Genomic DNA, 24209 nt, shown 5'->3' on the forward strand with positions numbered 1-24209 from the left:
GAGGACTGGTCGGCAGTGTTGCGCGCGTCCTGCACCGAGCGTTTCACTTCGGCAATGATCGGTTGCAACTTGTCGAGGAACTTGTTGAACCAGCCAGCCAGTTGACCGAGTTCATCTTTCTTGTCGTAGGCCAGACGGCGGGTCAGATCACCTTCGCCACTGGCGATGTCTTCGAGCATGTGGGCCACGCCGAGGATCGGTTTGGTCACGCTGCGCGCCATCAGCCACACCAGCAGCAGGCCGACCAGGGCAGCGAGCACGCCGAGGCTCAGTTCGATCAGGGTGCCTGAGTTGTTGCTTGCGTCCAGTTGCTGCTTGAGCGCTTCGGCGCGGCTGACCAGAACCTTTTCCGGCACGTCGAGCAACACGCCCCACGACGGGCCGCCGGGGATCGGCTGGAACGGCGACAGCACTTTCAACTGGCCGTTGCTGTGCAGGCTGCTGACGCTGCTGCTGGCGCCGAGTTGACGCAGCAGTTCGGCGCCGCTGACGGTGTCCACGGCATCCAGACGCTTGCTCAGCTTGCTCGCGTCAGGGCTGTAACCGGCGAGCAGGCCGGTAGGGCTGATGATGCTCACGGCGGTCTGCCCGCTGTAGAGCTTTTTGCTCGCGCCCTGGCTGATCGCTTGCAGGCTGTTGAGGTTGATGTCCACCGACAGCGAGGCGATGACTTTGCCGTTGACCATCAGCGGAAACACAATGCTGGTCATCAGCACGTTCTGGCCGTCGATCACGTAGAAGTACGGTTCGATCACACACGGCTTGAGCGTGGTGCGCGGGCAGGTGAACCAGGCGTTGGCGGCCTGACCGCCGGGGCCGGTGCTGGTGTCGGCCATGTCGCTTTCCGGCAGGGCCATCGAGGTGACTTTGCCCGGGGTCGGTTGCGACCAGTACAGGGCGAAGCGGCCCTTGTCGTTGCTGCCGAGTTCAGCCTGACCTGCGAACAGTTCATCCTTGTCGTCCAGCGCGTTGGCTTCGAACACCAACGACAGGCCGAGCAGTTCCGGATTGGCCTGCAGCGCGGATTTGACCTGACGGGTCATGTCTTCGCGCAGATCGAAGGCGTCGAGGAAGCGCTTTTCTGCCTGCTCACGCAAAAACAGCACCTGACGCGAGAAGCCGTGGCCGTATTGATAGGCGTCCATGAACTGTTGGCGAATGCCGGCAGCCTGCACTTCGCCTTGCGATTCAATGCGCGCCTGGGCCGACTCGGTCAGCATCTCCATGCTCGAAGCCTTCACCAGCTCGGAGCTGTGCTCCATGCGGTACAGCGAAAGACCCACCAGCAGGGTCACGATGCCCGCCAGGCAGAGCCCGGCGAGCAGGGTGATTTTCCATTGAATGGAAAGTTGTCTGAGCGACATGGAGACGTCCTTATTCGATAAATATCTGAGACTTTGCACTGTAGCGGCCGCGCTTCGGCTTTCTTTATTGTTGAAACACAATATGACCAATTGCCGCAGCAGCCGAATTCCGCCGATTCCCTGTAGGAGTGAGCCTGCTCGCGATAGCAGTGGGGCAGTCAACGAAAATGTTGAAAGTTAAACCGCTATCGCGAGCAGGCTCACTCCTACAGGTACGGGTTGTTCATCGATTGTTACATTCGCTTGTTTTGACACTGCGGCCACTCTGCGGCACAGTGCGCGCCCTTCTAATAAGACCCTCTTTGCAAATCCGCCGGTTAACCGTTGGCGGACTCATCCTGTCTGGCGGTGATGATTTCATCGCAGTGTTTTTGAGGTAGTGAAATGAATGCAGTGATTGCTGCGGTCGGCATCATGCTGATCCTCAGCCTGTCCCGTGTGCACGTGGTGATCGCCCTGATCGTCGGTGCGCTGGTCGGTGGCCTGACCGGTGGTCTGGGCATCGACGCCACGCTCAAGGCGTTCAACAGCGGCCTGGGCGGCGGGGCGACCGTGGCGTTGTCCTACGCGTTGCTCGGTGCTTTTGCCGTAGCGATTGCCAAGTCCGGTCTGGCCCATGCGTTGGCCGACAAGGCCCTGGCGATGGTTGACCGGCAACACGCGACCGGTGGCGGCAGCGTCAAATGGCTGCTGATCGGCCTGCTCTGGGTGGTGGCGATTGCCTCGCAGAATATCCTGCCGATCCACATTGCGTTCATTCCGCTGCTGGTGCCGCCGCTTTTATATGTGCTGACCAAGCTGCAACTCGATCGTCGCCTGATCGCCTGCGTCATGACCTTCGGCCTGATCACCCCGTACATGTTCCTGCCGGTGGGCTTCGGCAACATCTTCCTCAATGAAATCCTGCTGGCCAACGTCGCGCGCAGTGGCGTCGACATCAGTGGCATCAACGTCACCCACGCCATGGGCATTCCGGCGCTGGGCATGGTGTTCGGCCTGGCCATGGCATTCATCAGTTACCGCAAGAAGCGCGTCTACGACTTGGCGAAAATCGAGCAGGTCGAGCAGGTGGCGGTGCAGTACAACCCGCTGAGCCTGATGATCGCCGGTGTGGCGATTGCAGCGGCGTTCATTGTGCAACTGCTGCTGGACTCGATGATTATCGGGGCGCTGGTCGGTTTTCTGATCTTCTCGGTGTCGGGCATCGTCAAGTGGCGCGAGACCGATGACCTGTTCACCGAAGGCATGAAGATGATGGCGATGATCGGTTTCATCATGATCGCCGCGTCCGGGTTCGCCGAAGTGATGAAGGCTACCGGGCAGGTGCAGACCCTGGTCGAATCGTCGGCGTCGTGGATCAATCACAGCAAGGGCGTCGGCGCACTGTTGATGTTGCTGGTCGGGCTGCTGGTGACCATGGGTATCGGTTCGTCGTTCTCCACCGTGCCGATCCTTGCGGCGATTTTCGTGCCGCTGTGCGTGCAACTGGGCTTCAGCCCGCTGGCAATCGTCTGCATCGTCGGCACTGCCGGGGCCTTGGGCGACGCTGGTTCGCCGGCTTCGGATTCGACCCTCGGGCCGACCTCCGGTCTGAACATCGACGGCCAGCATCACCATATCTGGGACACCGTGGTCCCGACCTTCCTGCATTACAACCTGCCGTTGCTGGCGTTCGGCTGGGTGGCCGCGATGGTCCTCTGAGCACCACGAATCCCAAACTGTGGGAGCGGGCTTGCTCGCGAAGGCGGTGTATCAGAAACACAATTGTTGACTGACACACCGCTATCGCGAGCAGGCTCACTCCTACAGAGGGCGGGGTGACCCCGAAGCTCAACTTTTGCTTGCGCGTGCCGTTAACGCCTTTAACCACGCCAATAAAACCAAAAGAGTGAGCTCCTCCCATGCGCTTGAGTCTCAAGGCCAAAGTCCTGTCCCTTGCCGTCCTGCCGGTGTTGCTCTTTGCGCTGGTCATCAGCTTGACCACGCTGTTCATCCTCAAGCAACAGGCGCACACCGAGGTCGAGCAGACTCGCGAGCGCTTGCTCGCCGACGCCAAGGCCACGCTGCAAAGTTATGTCGCCGTGGCGATGACCACGATCAAGCCGCTGTACGACGCGGCCGCCCCCGGTGACACCGAGGCGCGGGCGCAGGCGATCAAGCTGCTGTCGGGGATCCGCTACGGCAAGGACGGCTACTTCTTCGGCTACGACTCAGAGACCGTGCGGCTGTTCAAGGCCAACGACCCTGAAGGCGTGGGCAAAAGCTTCAAGGACAATCGCGACCCCAACGGCGTTTATGTCAACCGCGGTCTGGTGAGCGTGGCGAAGGACGGCACCCACTATCTGCAATACAGCTCGCCGCTGCCGGGCAACGCCAATGTGCTGGTGCCAAAACTTGGCTACACCGAGTACCTCGCGAAGTGGGACATGGCGGTGGGTACCTCGGTCAACCTCGACGGCATCGAAGCGCAGGTGGCGGTGGTCGAAGGCCAGGTGCAGGAGCGTATGGAAGGCGTGATCCTCAGCATCGTCGGCGTGGCCGTGGTGGTGCTGTTGGTGATCGCTGCGGCGGGGATGCTGCTGGCCAACGCCATTTTGCGGCCGCTGACCCTGATGAAAGCCAACCTCGATGACATCGCGGCGGGCGAGGGCGACCTGACGCGTCGGCTGAACATCACCAGCCAGGATGAACTCGGCGAACTGGCCGGCTCGTTCAACCGCTTCGTCGACAAGATCCACGGGCTGGTGCGGCAGATCACCGAGATGACCACGCAACTGACTGGCCTGGTGACCCAGGTGTCGGATCAGGCCCAGCGCTCGGATCAGGCGATGGAGCGTCAGCGCCACGAGACCGATCAGGTTGCCACGGCGATCAACGAGATGTCCGCCGCTGCCCAGGAAGTCGCCAGGAGCGCGCAGAACGCAGCGGTTGCCGCGCAGCAGACCGATGAAGAAGGGCAGAGCGCCAAGCGCGTCGTGGCGGGAAGCATCAAACAGATTCATGCGTTGGTGGATGATATTCGCAGCAGCGGCGTGTCCCTCGACAGCCTGCAGCAGGACGTGTCGTCGATCGTCGGCGTGCTCGGGGTGATCCGCTCGATTGCCGAGCAGACCAACCTGCTGGCGCTGAACGCCGCGATTGAAGCCGCACGTGCCGGCGAGGCCGGACGCGGCTTTGCGGTGGTGGCCGATGAAGTGCGGGCGCTGGCCAGTCGTACGCAGATCAGCACCCAGGAAATTCAGGGCATGATCGATCGCTTGCAGGCAGGTACGCAGTCGGCGGTCGAGGCGATGCGCCGGTCCAGCGAGGCGGGGGACGGTACTTCGGCGCAGGCCAATCAGGCCGGGGCGTCGCTGGATGCCATGGCGGAGCTGATCGCGACGATCAACTCGATGAACGCGCAGATCGCCAGTGCCGCGGAAGAGCAGACCGCCGTGGCCGAAGAGATCAACCGCAGCGTGCACCAGATCGCCGTGGCGGTGGACAGCGTGGCGGATGAGACCCAGTTGGGCGCGCAGACGTCACGCAGTCTGGCGGATCTGGGCCAGCGGCTGGGCAAACTGGTCGGGCAGTTCCGTATCTGATCCGCACACAGATCCCCTGCAGGAGTGAGCCTGCTCGCGATAGCGGTTTATCCGACACATTGATGTTGAATGTGCCGGCGCTATCGCGAGCAGGCTCACTCCCGTATTGGTTTTGTGCAGGGCTCAAGGTCTGTCCCGGTACTTTGCGTATCGCGGGCGGGAACACGAAAAATGGGAAACCGCCAGCGGCAACACCCGCAGAAACGGATATACACCCAACCGAAAAAACAAGATCCCCGACACCTCCTACACTGTCCTCTACGGCTTGCCCCAAAAGCCCCAGACAACCACCACCAAAGGAGTCTGTGCCATGCCCGATAGAAAATGCGATTGCCCCACCTGCAAATGCACCATCAAGGAAGGCGACCACGCCTACGCCGTACACGGCAAACACTACTGCTGTGAAGCCTGCGCACACCACCACAAGGGTGGCGAGGAGTGTTCAAGCAAAGGCTGCCATTGCGCTCACCCCAAATAACCGCGCGCATAAAAAAGTGGAGCCTAATCAGGCTCCACTTCCAGTTTCAGGCTTTCATCTTCCAGCCGTTCGATATGGCGGACCGTGCCTTGCAGCCGTCAACCCGCACCACCACGGTTTTCGCCTGGTCGAGGTCGTCCGGGAACGGCGCCGGTACGCGCACGGCAAAGCGATACGGATCATCTTCGACGGGTTCCAGGCCCAGCTGACAGTCGACGCTTTTGGGAATGCGGCCGAACAGGGTGTCGAGGCCGTAGTCCAGGTGCGCCGGGCTGAAGAGGTTGCTCATGTGTATCCCCCGAAAAGTCCCCGTTGCCTGGCGAGAGTCTAGCTCGCCGGTCGCCATTTGACGTTTTCCACGCCGAATTTTTCCGCCATCGGTTTGCTGGTCTTTTGCACTTTTTCCCGGCCGAAACGCGGGATGCGACCCACGCCGGCGTCGCAGCTTGCCCAGTGCCACGCCTCGGCGTTGTCCATTCTGTCCGAACGGATAATGAACGATTTAGGCGTGCCGTGAAGGGTGTAGTCGATGACAAACAGTTTTGCGTTGTTCATAAAGCCCGTATTCCTCCCTGTGGTATTAGAAGGATCGCGGCGCGTCGGGAAAATTCACTCGGATTGTCCGACGGTATCTATCGTTGGCGACACATAGGCGCACTGGTTACCATGGCCGCTCCGCCAACCCCAATGAATGCTCGCCATGGCCCTCGCCGCGCCCCCCGATCTGAGTGATACCGATGTGCCGGTGCAACCGCTGGCGCGTACTTATCCGCGTGGGTTGTTCATTGAGCCGCACGAGCATGTCTGGGGGCAGTTGCTGTATGCGATGAGCGGGGTGATGTGGGTCGAGACCCCGCATGAGGCGCTGGTGGTGCCGCCGCAACGGGCGGTGTGGTTGCCACCCGGGGTGCCGCACGGGATTCGGGTGGTTTCGGACTTGCAGATGCGCAATATCTACCTGCGCCCGGCGCTGGCGGCGACGCTGGAGGCGACGGTGCAGGTGATCGAGGTCGGTGGGTTGCTGCGTGAGTTGATCGTCGGGCTGGTGGAGCAGGGCGACAGCGGTGAGCCGGCCTATTACGACGCATTGGTCGGGCTGGCGCTGCTGGAGCTCAAGCGTGCCCGGCGCTCGCAATTGAAGATCCCGCTGCCCGACGATTCCGACCGGCGTCTGATGAACTTGTGTCAGGCGGTGATGGCGGCGCCGTCGCTGGAGATCCCGTTCGAACAGCACGCGGAAAACGCCGGAGCCAGCGTGCGCACGCTGGCGCGATTGTTCAAGGACAGCCTCGGCATGGGTTTCGCCGAATGGCGGCGGCAGGTGCAGCTGGCGACGGCGGTGGCGGAGTTGATTCAGGGCGTGGCCGTGAGCGCGATTGCCCGCGAGCTGGGTTATTCGCCGAGCAGTTTCAGTGACATGTTCCGCCGGGAACTGGGCGTGGCGCCCTCGCAATTTATGACCACCTGAGCGCAATTCCTGTGGGGGACTGCAGTGAACTCACGCAATTGGCCGAAATTCAGAAGTCCTTGGCCGGCGCCGCTGCCGATCCTTCCCTAGACTCTGCCCATTGTTTTCACGCGGCGGAGCTCCCCCATGAACTACCTGATTTCGCTGGCCATCGGTCTGGGTGTCGGCCTGCTCTATGGTGCGCTGCATTTTCGTTCGCCGGCGCCACCGGCCATCGCCCTGGTGGGGTTGCTCGGCATGCTCGCCGGTGAGCAGTTGTGGCCGCTGGGGCGGCAACTGGTCGCTGGCTGGTTCTCGTGAACTTTCCTTTCTCCCTTCGGTGGATGTCCTCATGAAAGCACTGCAATTCGATAAAACCGGCGACCTGTCCTCCCTGCGTTTGGTCGACGTAGCCACTCCGGTGCCCGGCGCTGACGACGTGCTGGTCGAGATCAAGGCGGCCGGTTTGAACCCCAGCGACGTGAAGAACGTGCTTGGGCGTTTCCCCTACACCACATTGCCGCGGATTCCCGGGCGCGATTTTTCTGGCGTAGTGGTTGCCGGGCCGCAAGCCTTGATCGGTCAGGAGGTGTGGGGCACCGGGCGTGAGCTGGGCTTTTTCGCCGATGGCTCGCACGCGCAGTTCGTCAAACTGCCGGCCAATGGCGTAGCGCACAAACCGTCGCACCTGAGTTTCGCCCAGGCTGCCAGCCTCGGCGTGCCGTACACCACGGCGTGGGATGCGCTGGAACGCAGCCTGGTCAGCGCGCAAACCCGGCTGCTGGTGATCGGCGGCGGTGCGGTGGCGACGGCGGCGTTAGCGCTGGCCAAGGTTCGTGGTGCGCAGATAATGGCAGCGGCGCGGCGGTCGGAGCAGGTCAAGGACTTGCAGGCGCAGGGCTTCCGGACGGTTCAGCTGGATAAGCCCGAAGACCTCGGCGCGCAGGTCAACGCGGTGTACAGCGGTGGTGCCGATGTGATCTTCGACACCACCGGTTTCTGGCTGCCGGCCTCAGTGGCGGCATTGGCACCGTTCGGGCGTATCGCGATCATCGCCGCTCCGGTCGACGGCCATGTGCAGTTGCCAGCGTTGGCGCTGTACCGCAAGGGCGGTTCGGTGGTCGGGATCAATTCGCTGCTGTATGGCGTGCAGGCCTGCGCGGCGATGCTCGAGCAGTTCGGACGGTTCTTCGATGAGGATCGGCTGCCATTGCCGCAAGGTTTGGTGGAGGTGCCGCTGGCGGAAGGGTTGCAGCGCTATGCAGAGATGAATCAGGGCAGTGGCGACAAAACTATCCTTATCCCTTAACGCCACAAAACAACTGTGGGAGCGAGCCTGCTCGCCAAAGCAGCTCGCCATTCAACCAAAGACTGCCTGACCCACCGCCTTCGGGAGCAAGCCCCCTGCCACATTTGAAATGCATGCCCCTGTGGGAGCGGGTTTGCTCGCGAAAGCGGTATTTCATTCAACCAAAAACTGCCTGCCCCACCGCCTTCGGGAGCAAGCCCCCTGCCACAGTTAGAACGCAAGCCCGCGCCCACATTTTTTGCTGCACAGGCTTCAGGATTGCGGGACGCCGTTCTCCCACGCCGACCAGTTTTTCAGGATGTCCTGCACCAGCGGATTACCCGTGCGATAGAGATTCTCCAGCGCCGGCACGAAGCCGCCTTGATCGGCGTATTTGAGCAGGTTATCGACTTCGCTGCCGCCCGGAGCAGGGCGGTCGAAGTCGGAGCCAGCACGCACTACCGCCAGCCGTTGCACGTCCACCAGGCCTTCACGACTGGCGCGCAACAAGGCCTCGTAGGTGGAGTTGTCTTCCTGTTGCGTGGTGCAGTATTCGCCCTTGTTGTCGGTCAGCAGTTTGGTCCAGACCTCGGCGCGTTCGCTCAGGCGTGTGCCGGAGAACCAGGTGTTGCCGGCCAGCGTGTCACAACGGGTGACGACTGGCGGCTGATTGGCCGGGGCTGACGGGTACTTCAGGCGCCACGCGGCGGATTCCTTGCTTTCGCTCAGCTCGATCTGGTGGCTCAGGGCGAAGGCTTTTGCCTGCAATTTCGGGTTGAGTTCGAAGACTTCGGTCTTGTAGTCCAGCGGCGGTTTTTCATTCGGGCCCTTGGTGTTGATACCCAGGTAACCGGTCGGCCAGCTCGACGGTGCGTCGCGCGAATCCAGCTCCCATTGCGTACCGAATTCCACCAGGTAATGTGCCCACGCGGCGGTGCCGATGGTTCCGTGCTTCGGGCTGATGCCGGCGATCCCGGCGATCAGGAAGTAACTTTTGCGCAGATCGAATTTCGGCGACAGGGCCAAGGCCAGCGTCGAGGCTGCGGCGTTGGTCTGGCCCATGCCGGTGGTCAGCAGGCACACCTGCTGGGTGTTGCAGCGGATGGTCGGGTATTCGGCGGACAGGCCCGGCACGCGGATTTCCTGCTTGAGCTCCAGGCGTTCGATCCAGTTTTGTGCCTCGGGGGCGAACATGGTGATCAGCAGCACTTTCGGCTGGATCGGCGCTTCAGCCGCCCACGTGGTGGAAGAGAGCAGGGCCGCAGCGGCCAGGGTCCGACGCGTCATTGCTTGCATGAGAATCTCCTGAATTCAGAACTGGTAGCCGATGCCGGCGTAGTAACCCCAACCGTTGGAGCGCGCGCGGAAATTGCCGTCGCCAAAGTTCAGCTCACTGCCATCCTCCCAGTTGCCGCCGTTGTGGAAATAACGGCCGACCAGGGTGAAGCGCAAGTGGGTGAACGAGTACAGCAGCACGTTGGTCGCCACCGTGGCGTTGGCGGTACGCGCCGGGTTGTCCTTGTGCAGGTCCGAGCCGAAATCGAAGTTGGTGAAGCCGATGTAGGTCAGCGACGCGCCGTTGCTGAACTTGTCGATGGGCACGATGTACTTGAGCTGCGCGCGGTAGCCGTCCCACGAGTATTCATTGCTCGCACCGTAGTTTTCCCACTGGTAGCGCCCGTACAGGTTGGCCGACAGGTTGACCCGCGAGTGGGTGTCGATGTCGGTGCCCAAACCGCTGTACAGGGTGTTGGCGCGGTTCTCCTTGCGGCTGCCGTGATCGTAGATCCAGTCGAACGCCACGTACCATTCCTTGAACGGGCCGATGGCCAGGCTGCGGCCGGCGAGGTAGTCGATGGAGATCCGTGGTTCGTGCTCCATGAACACCGGTGAGCCGTGGTCCCACACGCCTTTGTCGTGGCTGTTGCCGATGTTGAAAATCTTCGGAATGTCGACGTAGCCGTACAGCTCGAACGGGCCCTTGCGCCCGAAGTACTCGTATTCCAGATAGATATCGTCGGCCGGTTGCGGGCCGAAGCTGATGTCCTTGCTGCCGATCAGCGTCAGGTCCTGGTTGTACCAGTCCGACAGATAGGCGCCTTGTTTCGGCGGGCTGGCTTCGGGGCTGAGGCTCTCGCCCTGGGCGGATTCTTCGGGCGCGGCCGGTTGCGCCAGCGCGCTGTGGCTGAGAACTCCGGTAACGCCGGTCAGTAGCAAGGAAACAGCAAACGTGCGCGCAAATGGGGCACGAAGAAGGGAAGCGGCGTGCATTCAAAGTCCTTTTTTGCAGATCGAGGCCCGGGTTCTGCGGGTCTGTACGGTTTTGTTACGAAAAAGCCGTTATAGGCAGGTCGCAAACGTTTGCACAAGGCGTACCAGTTTTCCATGTACACCTATTTCACTGTGGGAGCGGGCTTGTTCGCGACGGCGTCGGGTCAACTGACACATCTTTCATAGATACACCGCTTTCGCGAGCAAGCCCGCTCCCACAGGGGGGGCATCATGAGGTCAAAATTCTGTGTTTGCTGGCCGAAACCCCTGTTCTAGACGGGCCTAGTCTTAAAGTATTAACACCATTTAATCCGTGCTCCATGTCGGGGCGTCTACTAGCTTGTCCACCATGACGCGGTTTTGTGATGACCGTCGCAGTCTTGATTCGCGTGTGGAATAAGCCCGGTTTGCACGCCTTCAAGGAAGAGTTTGGCCACGACAAGGAGTAGCCCGTGGAAGCAAGGTTTGGTGTCGCCCTCGTTTCGCGTTTTTCCCCTCTTTCCCTTGCTGTGCACTTGAGCGTTGCCGGACTGTTGTTTGGCGGCGTCAGCGCACCTGCACTGGCCACGTGCTCCACGGCCGGTTCCACGGTGACCTGTACCGGTGTGCCGAGTCTGCCGCTGTTTCTCAATAATTTTTCCAGCGCCACCAGCGGCCTGACGGTCAACGTCAACTCCGGCGCGCAGATGAACGCGACCCTCGGCGGCCACGTGATGGACCTGACCGGGGTGAACATCAGCCTGAACAACTCCGGCACCCTCGACCCGGCGCTGCTGGGACTGGTCTCGGTGCTGAGCGGCGGTGCCTTCATCGGCACCGGCGCAACGAGTACCGTCAGCGTGCTCAACAATGCCAGCGGGATCATTCGTGGCACCGGCATGCTGCTCGGGCTCAACCTGACCAGCGTTGACGGCCTGGGTATTGCGGTGAACAACGCGGCGGCCGGCACCACCAGCATCACCAACAACGGCACCATCACCTCGACCGGCCTCTCGGTCGGCGGCATCACCCTGGCCGATACTCCGGTGGTCGGCGTCTACGGCGGCTCGCAAGTCAACATGACCAACAGCAGCACCGGCGTCATCAACGGCCGGATCGCGTTCGAGACGTCGGCGGCGGGCAACACCTTCACCAACGCCGGCGCGATCACCGGTGGCGTGTCGATGGGTGCGAGCAGTACCAACACCTTCACCGCGGTGACCGGTTCTTCGGTGCAGGTCGGTGACGGCGTGCAGATCAGCGTCGGCCTCGGCGGCTTGATCGGCATCAACCTGACTTTCGCCCCGACCGGCACCGTCGACGGCGGCGCGGGCGGCACCAACAGCCTGATCCTGCAGAACCCGATCGGGGTCGGTGGTGGCACTACGGGGGTCGGCACGGCGTCCAGCGCGACCTACGTCAACTTCAACAACCTGACCATCAACAGCGGCACCTGGACCTTGCAGGGGCCATTGGTCAGCGGCGCGACCACGCTCAATGGCGGTGTCGCCCAGTTCAACAACAACGCCACGTTCGGCAGCGGTGTCCTCACCTCCAACGGCGGGATTCTGCAAGCCAGCAACGCCGGGTTGAACATCAGCAACCTGATTTCCCTCGGTGCCGGTGGCGTGACCGTGCAAGGTACCAACGCCACCACCCTGAGCGGGGTCATTTCCGGCAGCGGTGGCCTGACCAAGGTCGGTTCCGGACAACTCAACCTCAGCGCCGCCAACACCTACCTGGGCAACACCACGCTCAACGGCGGCACCGTGCAATTGGGCAACAACCTGGCGCTGAGCACCGGTACCCTCAACGTCACCGGCGCGACAACCTTGAGCGCGCCCGGCACGATCAGCCTGAACAATGCCATCAGCCTCGGCGGCACACTGACGGCTGGCGGCACGGGCGCGCTGACCCTCGGCGGCTTGATCACCGGCAGCAGTGGCCTGACCAAGAACGGCAGCGGCAGCCTGACCCTCAGCGGCGCCAACAGCGGTTACACCGGCACCACCACCCTGAGTGCCGGCAGCCTGTTGGTGACCAACAACAACTCGCTGGGCAGCGGCGCGCTGAACACCGCCGTCGGCACCAGCCTCGACAGCACGGCCAACGTCTCGCTGGCCAATAACATCGCAATGACCGGCGCACTCAACGTGCTCGGCAGCAATGCCCTGACCCTGGGCGGCGTGTTGTCCGGCACTGGCGGGATTACCAAATCCGGCAGCGCCAGCCTGACCCTGAGCGGCAACAACACCAACGCTGGCAACACGATCCTCAATGGCGGCAGCCTGTTCGTCGGCAGCAACACCGCGCTGGGGACTGGCGCGTTGAGCGCGGCGGCCGGTACCACACTGGATGCAACCACGGCGGTGACCCTGGCCAATGCCATCGGGCTGGCGGCGGATCTGACCCTCGGCGGTACCCAGGCATTGGGCCTGAGCGGGGTCGTCAGCGGCGCTGGCAACCTGATCAAGAACGGCAGCGCGAGCCTGAGCCTCAGCGGTAACAACACCTTCGCCGGCGGCACCTCGCTCAACGCCGGTACGCTGATTGTCGGCTCCAACACCGCGCTGGGCACCGGCGCCTTGACCACTGCGGCAGGCACCACCCTCGACGCCAGCACTGCGGTGTCGCTGACCAACGGGCTGTCCCTCGGCGGCAACCTGAACATCGGCGGCAGCGCCAACCTGACCCTCGGCGGCGTTGTCAGCGGCAGTGGCGGGCTGACCAAGAACGGTGCGGCCAACCTGATTCTCAATGGCGCCAACACCTTCCTCGGCGCCATCGCGCTGAACGCTGGCACCATCACCGCGGGCGCGAATGCGGCGCTCGGCAGCGGCACCATCACCGTTGGCGGCGTGGCGACCCTCGACAGCAATGCCGCGGTGACCCTGAATAACGACATCATCCTCAATAACAGTCTGGGGATTGGCGGCAGCAACGCGCTGACCCTCGGCGGGGTGATCAGCGGCACCAGCCAACTGGTGAAAAACGGCAACGCCAATCTCACGCTCAACGGCAGCAACACCTACAGCGGCGGCACCACGCTGAATGCCGGCAGCCTGACCATGGGCAACGGCGCCGCACTGGGCACCGGCGACTTGTCGGTGGAAGGCGCGGGCACGCTCAACAGCAGCTCGGCCGTGAGCCTGAACAACAACGTGATTCTCAATGCCAACCTCACCGTTGGCGGCGCCAATGCGCTGACCCTCGGCGGCGTGATCAGTGGCGTCAACGGCCTGGTCAAGACCGGCGCGTCGAGCCTGACTCTGAACGGCAATAACACTTACACCGGTACCACGGCGCTGACGGCTGGTTCGTTGATCGTTGGCTCCAACACCGCGCTGGGGACTGGCGCCCTGAACGCCTCGAACGGCACCACGCTGGATGCCGGTGCAGCCGCGACACTGGCCAACAACGTCAACCTCGGCGGCACCCTGACCGTCGGCGGCACGAATGCGCTGACCCTCGGCGGCGTGGTCGCCGGCATTGGTGGCCTGATCAAGAACGGTGCCGCCGACCTGACCCTCAACGGCGCCAACAGCTATTTCGGCAACACCGCACTGAACACCGGCAAATTGATCGTCGGCAGCAACACCGCGCTGGGCGCCGGTACGCTGAACGCGGCGGCCAACACTACGCTGGACGCCAACACGGCGGTCAGCCTGAACAACGCGGTGGGCCTGGCCGGGGCGCTGAACGTCGGCGGCACGGCGGACCTGACCCTGAGCGGTCTGGTCAGCGGCGCTGGCAGCCTGGTGAAAAACGGCACGGCCAATCTGATTCTCAACGCGGCCAACAACTACCTCGGTGGCACCACGCTGAACGCCGGCACCCTGACCGTCGGCAACAGTCTGGCACTGGGTAACGGAGCGCTGACCGTTGGCGGAGCAGCCACGCTGGACAGTAACTCGCCACTGGTGAACCTCGGCAATGCGCTGACCCTTAATGCCGCACTCACCGTCGGCGGCACGCAGGACCTTGCGCTTGGCAATGTGGTCAGTGGCGCTGGCAGCCTGATCAAAAACGGCGCGGCCAATTTGTCTCTCAACGCCAACAACACGTTCAGCGGCGGCACTACCCTCAATGCCGGTACGCTGACCCTGGGCAATGCCAATGGCCTTGGCAGTGGCAGCTTGATCGTCGGCGGCGCGGCGACGCTGGATAACAGCGCCTCGTTCGGCATCGGTAACGCGATTACGCTGAATGCCGGGCTGACCGTCGCAGGCAACAACGACCTGAGCCTCAACGGCATCATCGACGGCGCTGGCAGCCTGACCAAAAACGGTCTGTCGGACCTGACCCTGGCCGGTAACAACACCTTTACCGGTGCACTGAACATCGTTTCCGGCAGCGTCACCACCCTCAACACCAATGCGCTGGGCGCGACTTCCGGCGTCAATATCAGTGCCGGTGCCGGCCTGAATCTGGGCAGCGATGCCAGCCTCGGCGCGCTGACCGGCAGCGGCAGTGTGCAATTGACCGGCAGCAACACGTTGACCGTCGGTGGCGGCAACGTCACCAGCACGTTTGACGGTGATCTCAGTGGCAGCGGCGGCCTGGTCAAAGTTGGCACCGGCACGTTGAATCTCACCGGAATCAACGGCATCACCGGCAACACCGCAATCAACGGCGGTACGGTGGACCTCAGCGGTTCGCTGGCCAGCGCGCAGCTCAACGTCAATACCGGCGGTACCCTGACCGGTACCGGCTCGGCGATCGGTGCGGTGAATATCAACAGTGGCGGCCATCTGGCGCTGTCGGCGGGCAACACCTTGTCGGCGAGTGTGCTGACCCTCGGTGCGGGCAGCAACGTCGATGTGGCGCTGGCGACACCGTCGACCACCTCGCTGATGAACATCGGTGGCAACCTCACGCTCAACGGTAATCTCAACGTCACTGATGCCGGTGGTTTCGGTGTCGGTGTGTATCGCCTGTTCAACTACACCGGCAGCCTGACCGACCTGGGGCTGGACGTCGCCAGCGTGCCGGTCGGTTACGCGCTGGGCGATCTGGTGGTGCAAACCGGCGTGGCCAACCAGATCAACATTCAAGTGTCAGCGCCGAACAGCAACATCCGTTACTGGGACGGCAGCCAGACCATCGCCAACGGCGTGGTCGATGGTGGCAGCGGTACCTGGAACGCGGTCGGCACCAACTGGACCGATGCCAACGGTCTGGTCAACCAGCCATGGGCCGGTGACTTCGCGGTATTCCAGGGCGCCGCCGGCACCGTGACGGTGAATGGCACGCAACTGTTCACCGGCCTGCAGTTCGTCACCGACGGCTACAACCTGGTCAACGGTGCGGCAGGGCAACTGACGGCGGTCAACGGCACCGGCGGGACCACGGCGGTGCGGGTTGATCCGGGCGTGACCGGCACCATCGGCGTCAACATCGATGGCAGCGGCATCCTCAATAAACTCGACGCCGGCACCCTGGTGCTCAATGGCGCCAACACCTACAGCGGCGGCACGCAACTGGACGGCGGCCAGATCATTGTCGGCAGCAACACTGCGCTGGGCAGTGGTGCACTGACCGCCAACGCTGGTACACAACTGGACAGCAACACCGCCGTGACCCTCGGCAACGCCGCCACGCTCAACGGCAACCTGACCGTGGTCGGCAGCAATGCGCTGACCCTCAACGGCGTGATCAGTGGTACCGGCGGGCTGATCAAAAATGGCGCGGCGAACCTGACCCTCGGCGGCAATAACGCCTTCCTCGGCCCGGTGGTCCTGAACGCCGGCGGGCTGATTCTGGCGTCGAACTCGGCGCTGGGCTCAGGCACGCTGAACGCAGCAGGGGGCACCACGCTGGATGCCGCCACCGCGGTTTCGCTGAACAACGCAGTCAACCTCGCCGGCAATCTTGGCATCGGCGGCACGGCGGATCTGACGCTGGCCGGCACGGTCAATGGTGCTGGCAGCCTGAGTAAAAACGGCGCGGCCAACCTGACCCTGAGCGGCAACAACAACTTCCTCGGCGGCGTGACTCTGAACGCCGGCACCCTGACCGCAGGCAGCAACTCGGCGCTGGGCCTGGGCAACCTGACCGTGGCCGGCGCTTCGGCGCTGGACAGCAACAGTGCGCTGAGTCTGGGCAACAACGTGGTGCTCAACGCCAACCTGAGCAACACCGGCAGCAACAACCTGACCCTCGCGGGCGTGATCAGTGGTACGGGTGGTTTGCTCAAGAACGGCGCATCGAACCTGACCCTCAACGGTATCAACACCTATACCGGTGGCACCACCCTCAACGCCGGTACGCTGACCCTCGGCACTGGCGCCTCTGTGGGCAGCGGTGCGCTGACCGTGGCCGGGGCATCGAGCCTCGACAACAGCGCGCCGCTGGTGCTGGCGAACAACCTCAACCTAAATGCCAACCTGAGTCTGGCCGGCAACAACAACCTGACCCTCGGCGGCGTGATTGCCGGGGCGGGCATTCTGACCAAAAACGGTCTGGCCGACGTCACCCTGAGCGGCAACAACACTTTCAGCGGTACCTTCGATGTGCTCTCCGGCAGCCTGACCACCCTCAGCGGCACGGCACTGGGCAACGACGCCACCGTCAATCTCGCTGGCGGCGCGGCACTGAACCTCGGCGCTTCGGGCAGCCTCGCCAGCCTGACTGGCAGCGGTACCGCGCTGGTCGGTACCGGCAACACCCTGACCCTGGGCGGCAACAATGTCAGCAGCACCTTCGCCGGCATCCTCAGCGGTGACGGCGGGCTGAGCAAACTCGGCACGGGCACCCTGACCCTCAGCGGTACCAGCGACCTGACCGGCGACACCAACGTCAACGCCGGCACCTTGCAGGTCAATGGTTCACTGGCCAGCGGTAACGTGTTGGTCAACAGTGGCGGCACCCTCGGCGGCAGCGGCACCTTGACCGGTGCGGTGACGGTGGCCGATGGCGGGCATCTGGCGGGCGCGACCGGCAGTACTCTGTCGGTGGATTCGCTGGTGCTTAACGGCAACTCGAACTTCGATGTCGGCCTCGGCGCTCCGGTCTCCGGTGGCGGTAATGCGCTGGTCAATGTCGGCGGCAACCTGACCCTCGACGGCACTCTCAACGTCAGCGACATCGGTGGTTTTGGCAGCGGCGTGTATCGCCTGATCAACTACACCGGTGGCCTGACCGACAACGGCATGCTGATCGGCACGGTGCCGGGCAGCGTCACTCCGGGCGATCTGACCCTGCAAACCGCGCTGGCCAACGAGATCAACCTGCTGGTCACCGCACCGGGCGTCACCGTGCAGTTCTGGGATGGCAACCAACTGGTGGCCAACGGTTCGGTCGATGGCGGCAGTGGCACCTGGGGCACCGGCACCACCAACTGGACCGACGTCAACGGCACCACCAATCAGGCCTGGACCAACAACTTCGCGGTGTTCCAGGGCGCGCCGGGCACGGTCACCGTCAACGGTGCACAAACCATCACCGGCCTGCAGTTCGTCACCGATGGCTACAGCCTGCAGAACGGCACGGCGGGAGCGCTGAACCTGGTCAATGGCTCGCTGGGCAACGCTACGGTGCGGGTCGATCCGAACGCCACCGCAACCCTCGGCGTAGCGCTCAACGGCGCCGGTACCCTGGGCAAATACGACAGCGGCACGCTGGTGCTCAACGCCGCCAACGGCTACACCGGCGGCACCGCACTCAACGGCGGCAAGATCATCGTGGGCAATAACTCGGCGCTCGGTACCGGCGTGTTGACCGCTGCGGACGGCACGGCGCTGGACAGCAACGCGGCGGTCAGCCTCGCCAACAATGTGGTGCTCAATGGTGGCCTGAGCGTCGCCGGCAGCAACGCCTTGACCCTCGACGGCGTAGTCAGCGGAGCGGGCAGCCTGATCAAGACTGGCGCATCGAGCCTGACCCTCAACGGCAGCAACACCTACAGCGGCGGCACTCAGCTCGCTGGCGGCACGCTGGTGCTGGGTAACAACAGCGCAATCAGCAGCGGCGCACTGAGCGTGACCGGCAACGGCACCCTCGACAGCACTTCGACGCTGCAACTGGCGAATGCCGTCAACCTCGGTGCGCAACTGACCCTGGCCGGCAACCAGAACACCACGCTGCTCGGCGCCGTCACTGGCACCGGCAGCCTGGTGAAAAACGGTAGCGGCGATCTGCTGCTCAGCGGCGCCAACGCTTACAGCGGCGGGACCACGCTGAACGGCGGCAGTACCACTGGCGACACCAGCAGCCTGCAAGGCGCCATCGTCAACAATGCGGCGCTGACCTTCGCGCAGAACGCCGATGGCAGCTACACCGGTAACCTCACCGGCGCGGGCACGCTGAACAAAACCAGCACCGGCCAGCTGTTGCTGACTGGCAACAACACCTTCACCGGCGACACCTCGGTGCAGGCCGGCAACCTGATCGTCAACGGCGTGCTCAACAGCGCCAACGTCAACGTCGCCAGCGGCGCGAAAGTCGGCGGCAGCGGGCAACTGGGCGGCAACGTGCAACTGGCCAGCGGTGCAACGCTGACGGGTGGCGGCGCGGCCACACCGTTGTCGGTCGGTGCGCTGGCACTGTCCTCGGGCACCAATCTGGACTTCAGCCTCGGCTCGGCCGCCAGCTCTACCACGGTGGTCAATGTCGCCGGCAACCTGACCCTCGACGGTACGCTGAACATCAGCAACGCCGGCGGCTTCGGTACCGGGGTCTATCAACTGTTCCGTTACGGCGGCAGCCTGACCGACAACGGTCTGGTCTACGGTAGCCTGCCGGTGTCGGCGGCCAACCTGACCCTGCAAACCGCGATTGCCAATCAGATCAACCTGTTGGTACAGGGCACTCCGGGCGAAGTGCAGTTCTGGAACGGCGGCACCACCAACCCTGACGGCAGCATCGGCGGCGGCAGTGGCGTGTGGGGCCCGGGGACCAACTGGACCGATCCGAGCGGCACTCAGGCGTTGGCGTCCAATGGTCAGTTCGCGGTGTTCGGCGGCCAGCCAGGTGTCGTTACCGTGCAGAGCAATCAGAACTTCACCGGCCTGCAGTTCCTCGCCGGTGGTTACAGCCTGGTGCCGGGGGCGGGCGGTACGCTGACGCCGGTCAATGGTGCGGACGGTACGCTTGCACCGGTGCGGGTGAATGCCGGCGCCAGCGCCGAAATCGATGTGCCGCTGATCGGCACCGGTGGTATCGAGAAACTTGACTCCGGCACCCTGATCCTCACAGGCGCCAACACCTACAGCGGTGGCACCACAGTCAGCGGCGGTACGCTGATCGGTAACACCACCAGCCTGCAAGGCAACATCGCCGACAACGCCTCGCTGGTGTTCCAGCAGAATGCCAATGGCCAGTTCAATGGCGTCCTCAGCGGTATCGGCGCGCTGGCCAAACGCGGTGCGGGCAGCTTGTTGCTGACCGGTAATCAGCCGTTCAGCGGCACCGTGTCCGTCGATCAAGGCGTGCTGCAAGTCGGCAGCCGTGCAGCCCGGGCTTCGCTGGGTGGGCAGGTCACCGTCGCCAACGGCGCAGGCCTCAGCGGCAACGGCAGCGTCGGTTCGGTGGTCAACCACGGTGTGGTGGCTTCCGGTGGCACCGACGGGACCTTGAGCGTGGCCGGTAACCTGACCAACGCCAGTGATGGTGTGCTGGCGCTGACAGTCAGTTCGCCAACCGCCACGCCGCTGGCAGTGGGTGGCACGGCCGCCCTGGGCGGTGGTCTGGCGGTCAACAGCCTTGCGCCGTTCACCGGCAACACCACTTACTCGTTGATCACCGCGGGTGGCGGTGTGTCCGGCACCTTCAGTGCGGCCGATCTGCCGCAGTACGCGTTCCTCGACAGCTCGCTGGTCTACGCTGCCGATTCGGTCACCCTGGCCGTGAGTCGCAACGGCAACTCGTTCGCCGACGTCGCGGCCACCGGTAACCAGCGCGGCACCGCCACGGCTCTGACCAACAACGGAGCGGCCGGCGCGGCGCTGCAGAACCAGATCGTCAACCTCAGCGTGGCCGGTGCGCGTAATGCTTTCGACAGCCTGTCCGGCGAAATCCACGCCAGCACCGCCAGCGCCATGCTTGAGGATTCGCGCTTCATCCGTGAAGCGGTCAATGACCGCATGCGCCAACCATCGTGCAGCGCCTCGGACGACCCACGCAGAACGCTGGCGCCGAGCGACACGCAACTGAGCAGCAACGGTTGCCACGATGAAATGGTCGGCTGGATTCGGGCCATCGGTGCCTGGGGTGACATGGGTGGCGACAGCAACACGGCGAAAGTCGATCGCAACCTCGGCGGTTTCATGCTCGGTACCGACAAGGCGCTTGATGACACCTGGCGCGCAGGGATGGCGGCCGGCTACACCCGCAGCAACCTCAACGCACATGACCGCAACTCCGATGCCAAGGTCGACACCTACCACCTGGCGGGTTATCTGAACTCGCAGTTCGATGCACTGGCCGTGCGCCTCGGCGCGGCTTACAGCTGGCACAGCATCGAGACCAAACGCGATGTCAGCGTCGGCAGCTACAACGATCGCCTGAAGGCCGATTACGACGCGCGCAGTGCTCAGGTGTTCGGTGAAGTGGGCTACGCGATCAGCGCCGCCGGGGTTGCCATCGAACCGTTCGCAGGGCTTGCCTACGTCAACTACGACAGCGACACCGCCAAGGAAAAAGGCGGAGTGGGGCGCCTGAAGGCCGACGCCGATCAGGACATCACCTATTCGACCCTCGGGGTACGCGTCGGCAAGTTGGTGACCCTGGCCAACGGCAGCCAACTGACGCCACGTGCCGCCATCGGCTGGCGTCATGCCTACGGCGACACCAAACCAGACGCTGATCTGACCTTCATCGACGGCGGCGCCTCGTTCAGCACCCAGGGCGTGCCGATTGCCAAGGACAGCGCACTGCTCGAAGCCGGCATCGACTTCCAGGTCACCCCGACCGGCAAGCTGGGCATCGGTTACTCGGGCCAGGTGTCGAGCGACAACAACGACAGCGCGTTCAACATCAGCTTCAGTCAAAGCTTCTGAATCATGGTCGAAGCACTTTAGCCGCCCGAAAGGGCGGTTTTTTTGTGCCTGCGCAGAGTCTCCGGCCGTGAAGCCGCGGCGACCAGTCGAAAGCTTTCGCGAGCAAGCCCGCTCCCACAGGGGATCTTCAGTGAAAGCAGGATTTGTGAATGGCTGCGATCAAATGTGGGAGCGGGCTTGCTCGCGAAGGGGGCCGGACATTCTGCGCAAAAAACAGCCGCCTTGCGCTCTGCTAGAATCCGCCCCATCAACTGCCAGAGACTCTCCCATGAGCGAGCCGATTCGTCTGACCCAATACAGCCACGGTGCCGGTTGTGGCTGCAAGATTTCCCCGCAGGTGCTGGAAGTGATTCTGGCCGGTAGCGGTGCGCAAAACCTCGATCCGAAACTGTGGGTCGGCAATGCCTCGCGTGATGACGCGGCGGTATACGAAATCGATGCCGAGCGCGGTGTGGTGTCGACCACGGACTTCTTCATGCCAATTGTCGACGATCCGTACGACTTCGGCCGGATTGCCGCGACCAACGCAATCAGCGACATCTATGCGATGGGCGGTGATCCGTTGATGGCGATTGCGATCCTCGGCTGGCCGGTCAATGTGCTGGCGCCGGAAGTGGCGCGGGAAGTGATTCGTGGCGGACGTGCGGTGTGTGACGCTGCCGGCATTCCGCTGGCCGGTGGACACTCGATCGATGCGCCGGAGCCAATCTTCGGTCTGGCCGTGACCGGACTGGTCGAAAAGCTCCACATGAAGCGTAACGACACCGCCACGGCCGGTTGCCTGCTGTACCTGACCAAGCCACTGGGTATCGGCATTCTCACCACCGCCGAGAAGAAGGGCAAATTGCGCCCCGACGATGTCGGCGTGGCCCGCGACTGGATGTGCACCCTGAACAAACCCGGCAGCCGCTTCGGCAAACTCACCGGTGTTACCGCGATGACCGACGTCACCGGTTTCGGCCTGCTCGGGCATCTGGTGGAAATGGCCGACGGCAGCCATCTGACCGCGCGTATCGGCTACAACCACGTGCCGCGTCTGGACAGCGTCGAGTATTACCTCGAACAGGGCTGCGTGCCCGGCGGTACCTTGCGCAACTTCGACAGCTATTCAAGCAAGCTTGGCCGTTTGCAGGAGCTGCACAAGCGTGTGCTGTGCGATCCGCAGACCAGCGGCGGCCTGCTGATCGCGGTCACCCCGGAAGGCAACGCCGAGTTCCTCGCGGTGGCCGCCGAACTGGGCCTGAACCTGGCGCCGATCGGCGAGCTGGTCGAGCGACAGACCCACGCAGTCGAGGTGATTTGATGTCACGCGACTGCATTGACTACCGCGATATTTTCCTCAACGAACGGCCGCTGATGGATGCCCGTGCGCCGGTCGAGTTTGCCCACGGCGCATTTCCCGGCGTGGTCAACTTGCCGCTGATGAACGACCGCGAGCGTGAGCAGGTAGGGACCTGCTACAAGCAGCATGGGCAACAAGCTGCCATCGCTCTGGGTGAGCGGCTGGTGTCTGCCGAGGTCAGGGAACAGCGCATTCAAGGCTGGGTCGAGTTTGCTCGTGCCCATCCTGACGGCTACCTGTATTGCTTTCGTGGCGGCCTGCGCTCGCAGATCGTTCAGCAGTGGATCAAGGAAGAGGGCGGGATTGATTACCCGCGAGTCGGCGGTGGCTACAAAGCCATGCGTACGTTCCTGCTGGAAACCGTTGATCAGGCTGTGGCCGAGTGCGACCTGGTCTTGCTGGGTGGCATGACCGGTACCGGCAAGACCGAAGTGCTGGTGCAGTTGAGCAATGGCCTGGATCTGGAGGGGCACGCCAATCATCGGGGATCGAGTTTCGGCAAACGTGCGACCGGCCAACCGGGCAACATCGATTTTGAGAACCGTCTCGCCGTTGATGTGCTGAAAAAACGCGCCGGCGGCATCCAACAGTTTGTGCTGGAAGACGAGAGTCGGGTGGTCGGCAGTTGCGCCTTGCCATTGCCACTGTACCGCGCAATGCAAGTGGCCCCGATGGTCTGGCTGGAAGACAGCCTGGAGCGTCGAGTCGAGCGGATCCTGCAGGATTATGTGATCGACCTGCACGCCGAGTTCGTCACCGTGCATGGCGAGCAGGGCTATGCGCTGTATGCCGAACGCTTGATTGCGAGTTTGAACAATATTCAACGCCGGCTGGGTGGCGAACGCCATCAGCGGATGTTCCTGCAGATGGAAGAGGCCCTGGCCGAGCAGGCGCGTAGCGGTTCGGTCGAGATGTTCCGTGACTGGATCAGTGTGTTGCTGCGCGAGTATTACGACCCGATGTATGCGTTCCAGCGCGAGAAGAAGGGTGGGCGGATCGAGTTTGCCGGGGAGCGCGAGGCGGTGCTTGAGTACCTGCGCGAGCGGCTGAATCAGCGGGTTTGAGGGTGATCTTGCGGGCCTATTCGCGAGCAAGCCCGCTCCCACATTGGATCTTCACTCGGCTGACATTGTGTGCCTGACGCAGATCCCCTGTGGGAGCGGGCTTGCTCCCGAAAGGGCCGGCACAGGCACCGCAGACATCAAGTCGGGCAAGTCACCTTGCCGTTATCCAGCCCCTGCTTGTAGCAGTAGCTCTGCAAACTCCCACATCGGATCTTCACGGGGCTGACATTGTGTGCCTGACGCAGATCCCCTGTGGGAGCGGGCTTGCTCGCGAAAGGGCCGGCACAGGCACCGCAGACATCAAGTCGGGCAAGTCACTTTGCCGTTATCCAGCCCCTGCTTGTAGCAGTAGCTCTGCAAACTCCCACATCGGATCTTCACGGGGCTGACATTGT

The 24209-nt window shown here is 63.1% G+C and carries 11 protein-coding genes and 4 pseudogenes; 10 read left to right on the forward strand and 5 right to left on the reverse strand.

Annotation, left to right across the window (positions count from 1 at the left end):
• Positions 1–74 precede the first annotated feature (74 nt).
• Positions 75–1364, reverse strand: a pseudogene (locus QMK55_RS28655) (HAMP domain-containing protein); the annotation flags it as partial.
• A 384-nt stretch (positions 1365–1748) separates the two neighbouring features.
• Between QMK55_RS28655 and QMK55_RS23265 the strand changes: the two are divergent.
• From QMK55_RS23265 to QMK55_RS23275, 4 genes and pseudogenes are all read left to right on the forward strand, one after another.
• Positions 1749–3065, forward strand: coding sequence for a Na+/H+ antiporter family protein (locus tag QMK55_RS23265; RefSeq protein ID WP_025108857.1), 1317 nt, complete (start codon positions 1749–1751; stop codon positions 3063–3065).
• Between the two features lie 200 nt (positions 3066–3265).
• Positions 3266–4042, forward strand: a pseudogene (locus QMK55_RS28660) (cache domain-containing protein); the annotation flags it as partial.
• Positions 4043–4354: 312 nt separating this feature from the next.
• Positions 4355–4948, forward strand: a pseudogene (locus QMK55_RS28665) (methyl-accepting chemotaxis protein); the annotation flags it as partial.
• Between the two features lie 310 nt (positions 4949–5258).
• Positions 5259–5426 carry a metallothionein gene (locus QMK55_RS23275; protein WP_102355785.1) on the forward strand — a complete coding sequence of 56 codons (168 nt, stop codon included), beginning with the start codon at positions 5259–5261 and terminating at the stop codon, positions 5424–5426.
• Positions 5427–5449: 23 nt separating this feature from the next.
• Here QMK55_RS23275 and QMK55_RS23280 read toward each other — a convergent pair.
• A pseudogene (locus tag QMK55_RS23280) lies at positions 5450–5715 on the reverse strand (hypothetical protein).
• A gap of 38 nt (positions 5716–5753) precedes the next feature.
• On the reverse strand, positions 5754–5981 hold the full coding sequence (locus QMK55_RS23285; RefSeq protein ID WP_102355787.1) for a DUF6555 family protein: 228 nt from the start codon (positions 5979–5981) through the stop codon (positions 5754–5756).
• 145 nt (positions 5982–6126) lie between these two features.
• Here QMK55_RS23285 and QMK55_RS23290 point away from each other — a divergent pair, with 145 nt between their 5' ends.
• The 3 genes from QMK55_RS23290 to QMK55_RS23300 all read left to right on the forward strand — a co-directional run bounded on the left by QMK55_RS23290 (position 6127) and on the right by QMK55_RS23300 (position 8182).
• Positions 6127–6894, forward strand: a complete 768-nt coding sequence (locus QMK55_RS23290) for a helix-turn-helix transcriptional regulator (RefSeq protein WP_320330039.1) — start codon at positions 6127–6129, stop codon at positions 6892–6894.
• 126 nt (positions 6895–7020) lie between these two features.
• Positions 7021–7194, forward strand: a complete 174-nt coding sequence (locus QMK55_RS23295) for a DUF1427 family protein (RefSeq protein WP_081794837.1) — start codon at positions 7021–7023, stop codon at positions 7192–7194.
• 31 nt (positions 7195–7225) lie between these two features.
• The gene (locus QMK55_RS23300; protein WP_320330040.1) at positions 7226–8182 is read left to right on the forward strand and encodes a zinc-binding alcohol dehydrogenase family protein; all 957 of its coding nucleotides are present in this window, start codon (positions 7226–7228) and stop codon (positions 8180–8182) included.
• Positions 8183–8434: 252 nt separating this feature from the next.
• Here the strand turns inward: QMK55_RS23300 and QMK55_RS23305 are convergent, their stop codons facing one another.
• Together QMK55_RS23305 and QMK55_RS23310 are read right to left on the reverse strand one after the other, a co-directional pair.
• Complete coding sequence (locus tag QMK55_RS23305) at positions 8435–9457, reverse strand: purine nucleoside permease (RefSeq protein WP_320330041.1); 1023 nt, start codon at positions 9455–9457, stop codon at positions 8435–8437.
• 15 nt (positions 9458–9472) lie between these two features.
• Entirely contained in the window at positions 9473–10432 is a 960-nt protein-coding gene (locus QMK55_RS23310; protein WP_102355791.1) for a nucleoside-specific channel-forming protein Tsx, read from the reverse strand.
• 452 nt (positions 10433–10884) lie between these two features.
• Between QMK55_RS23310 and QMK55_RS23315 the strand changes: the two genes are divergently transcribed.
• The 3 genes from QMK55_RS23315 (at position 10885) to mnmH (ending at position 23814) form a co-directional block, all read left to right on the forward strand.
• Positions 10885–21408 (forward strand): autotransporter-associated beta strand repeat-containing protein, encoded by a 10524-nt coding sequence (locus QMK55_RS23315; RefSeq protein ID WP_320330042.1) that lies wholly within the window; start codon positions 10885–10887, stop codon positions 21406–21408.
• A gap of 268 nt (positions 21409–21676) precedes the next feature.
• Entirely contained in the window at positions 21677–22711 is a 1035-nt protein-coding gene (selD, locus tag QMK55_RS23320; protein WP_320330043.1) for a selenide, water dikinase SelD, read from the forward strand.
• Positions 22711–23814 carry a tRNA 2-selenouridine(34) synthase MnmH gene (mnmH, locus tag QMK55_RS23325; RefSeq protein WP_102355794.1) on the forward strand — a complete coding sequence of 368 codons (1104 nt, stop codon included), beginning with the start codon at positions 22711–22713 and terminating at the stop codon, positions 23812–23814. The genes selD and mnmH overlap by 1 nt, the downstream gene beginning before the upstream one ends.
• Positions 23815–24209: the final 395 nt, after the last annotated feature.

Origin of the sequence: Pseudomonas sp. P8_229, assembly GCF_034008635.1 — a bacterium.
Taxonomy (GTDB): Bacteria; Pseudomonadota; Gammaproteobacteria; order Pseudomonadales; family Pseudomonadaceae; genus Aquipseudomonas.

Excerpts from the sequence above, each read along its gene's own strand:
- QMK55_RS23265 (WP_025108857.1), top strand. The coding sequence starts at position 1,749 with ATGAATGCAGTGATTGCTGCGGTCGGCATCATGCTGATCCTCAGCCTG.
- QMK55_RS23275 (WP_102355785.1), top strand. The coding sequence starts at position 5,259 with ATGCCCGATAGAAAATGCGATTGCCCCACCTGCAAATGCACCATCAAG.
- QMK55_RS23285 (WP_102355787.1), bottom strand. The coding sequence starts at position 5,981 with ATGAACAACGCAAAACTGTTTGTCATCGACTACACCCTTCACGGCACG.
- QMK55_RS23290 (WP_320330039.1), top strand. The coding sequence starts at position 6,127 with ATGGCCCTCGCCGCGCCCCCCGATCTGAGTGATACCGATGTGCCGGTG.
- QMK55_RS23295 (WP_081794837.1), top strand. The coding sequence starts at position 7,021 with ATGAACTACCTGATTTCGCTGGCCATCGGTCTGGGTGTCGGCCTGCTC.
- QMK55_RS23300 (WP_320330040.1), top strand. The coding sequence starts at position 7,226 with ATGAAAGCACTGCAATTCGATAAAACCGGCGACCTGTCCTCCCTGCGT.
- QMK55_RS23305 (WP_320330041.1), bottom strand. The coding sequence starts at position 9,457 with ATGCAAGCAATGACGCGTCGGACCCTGGCCGCTGCGGCCCTGCTCTCT.
- QMK55_RS23310 (WP_102355791.1), bottom strand. The coding sequence starts at position 10,432 with ATGCACGCCGCTTCCCTTCTTCGTGCCCCATTTGCGCGCACGTTTGCT.
- selD (WP_320330043.1), top strand. The coding sequence starts at position 21,677 with ATGAGCGAGCCGATTCGTCTGACCCAATACAGCCACGGTGCCGGTTGT.
- mnmH (WP_102355794.1), top strand. The coding sequence starts at position 22,711 with ATGTCACGCGACTGCATTGACTACCGCGATATTTTCCTCAACGAACGG.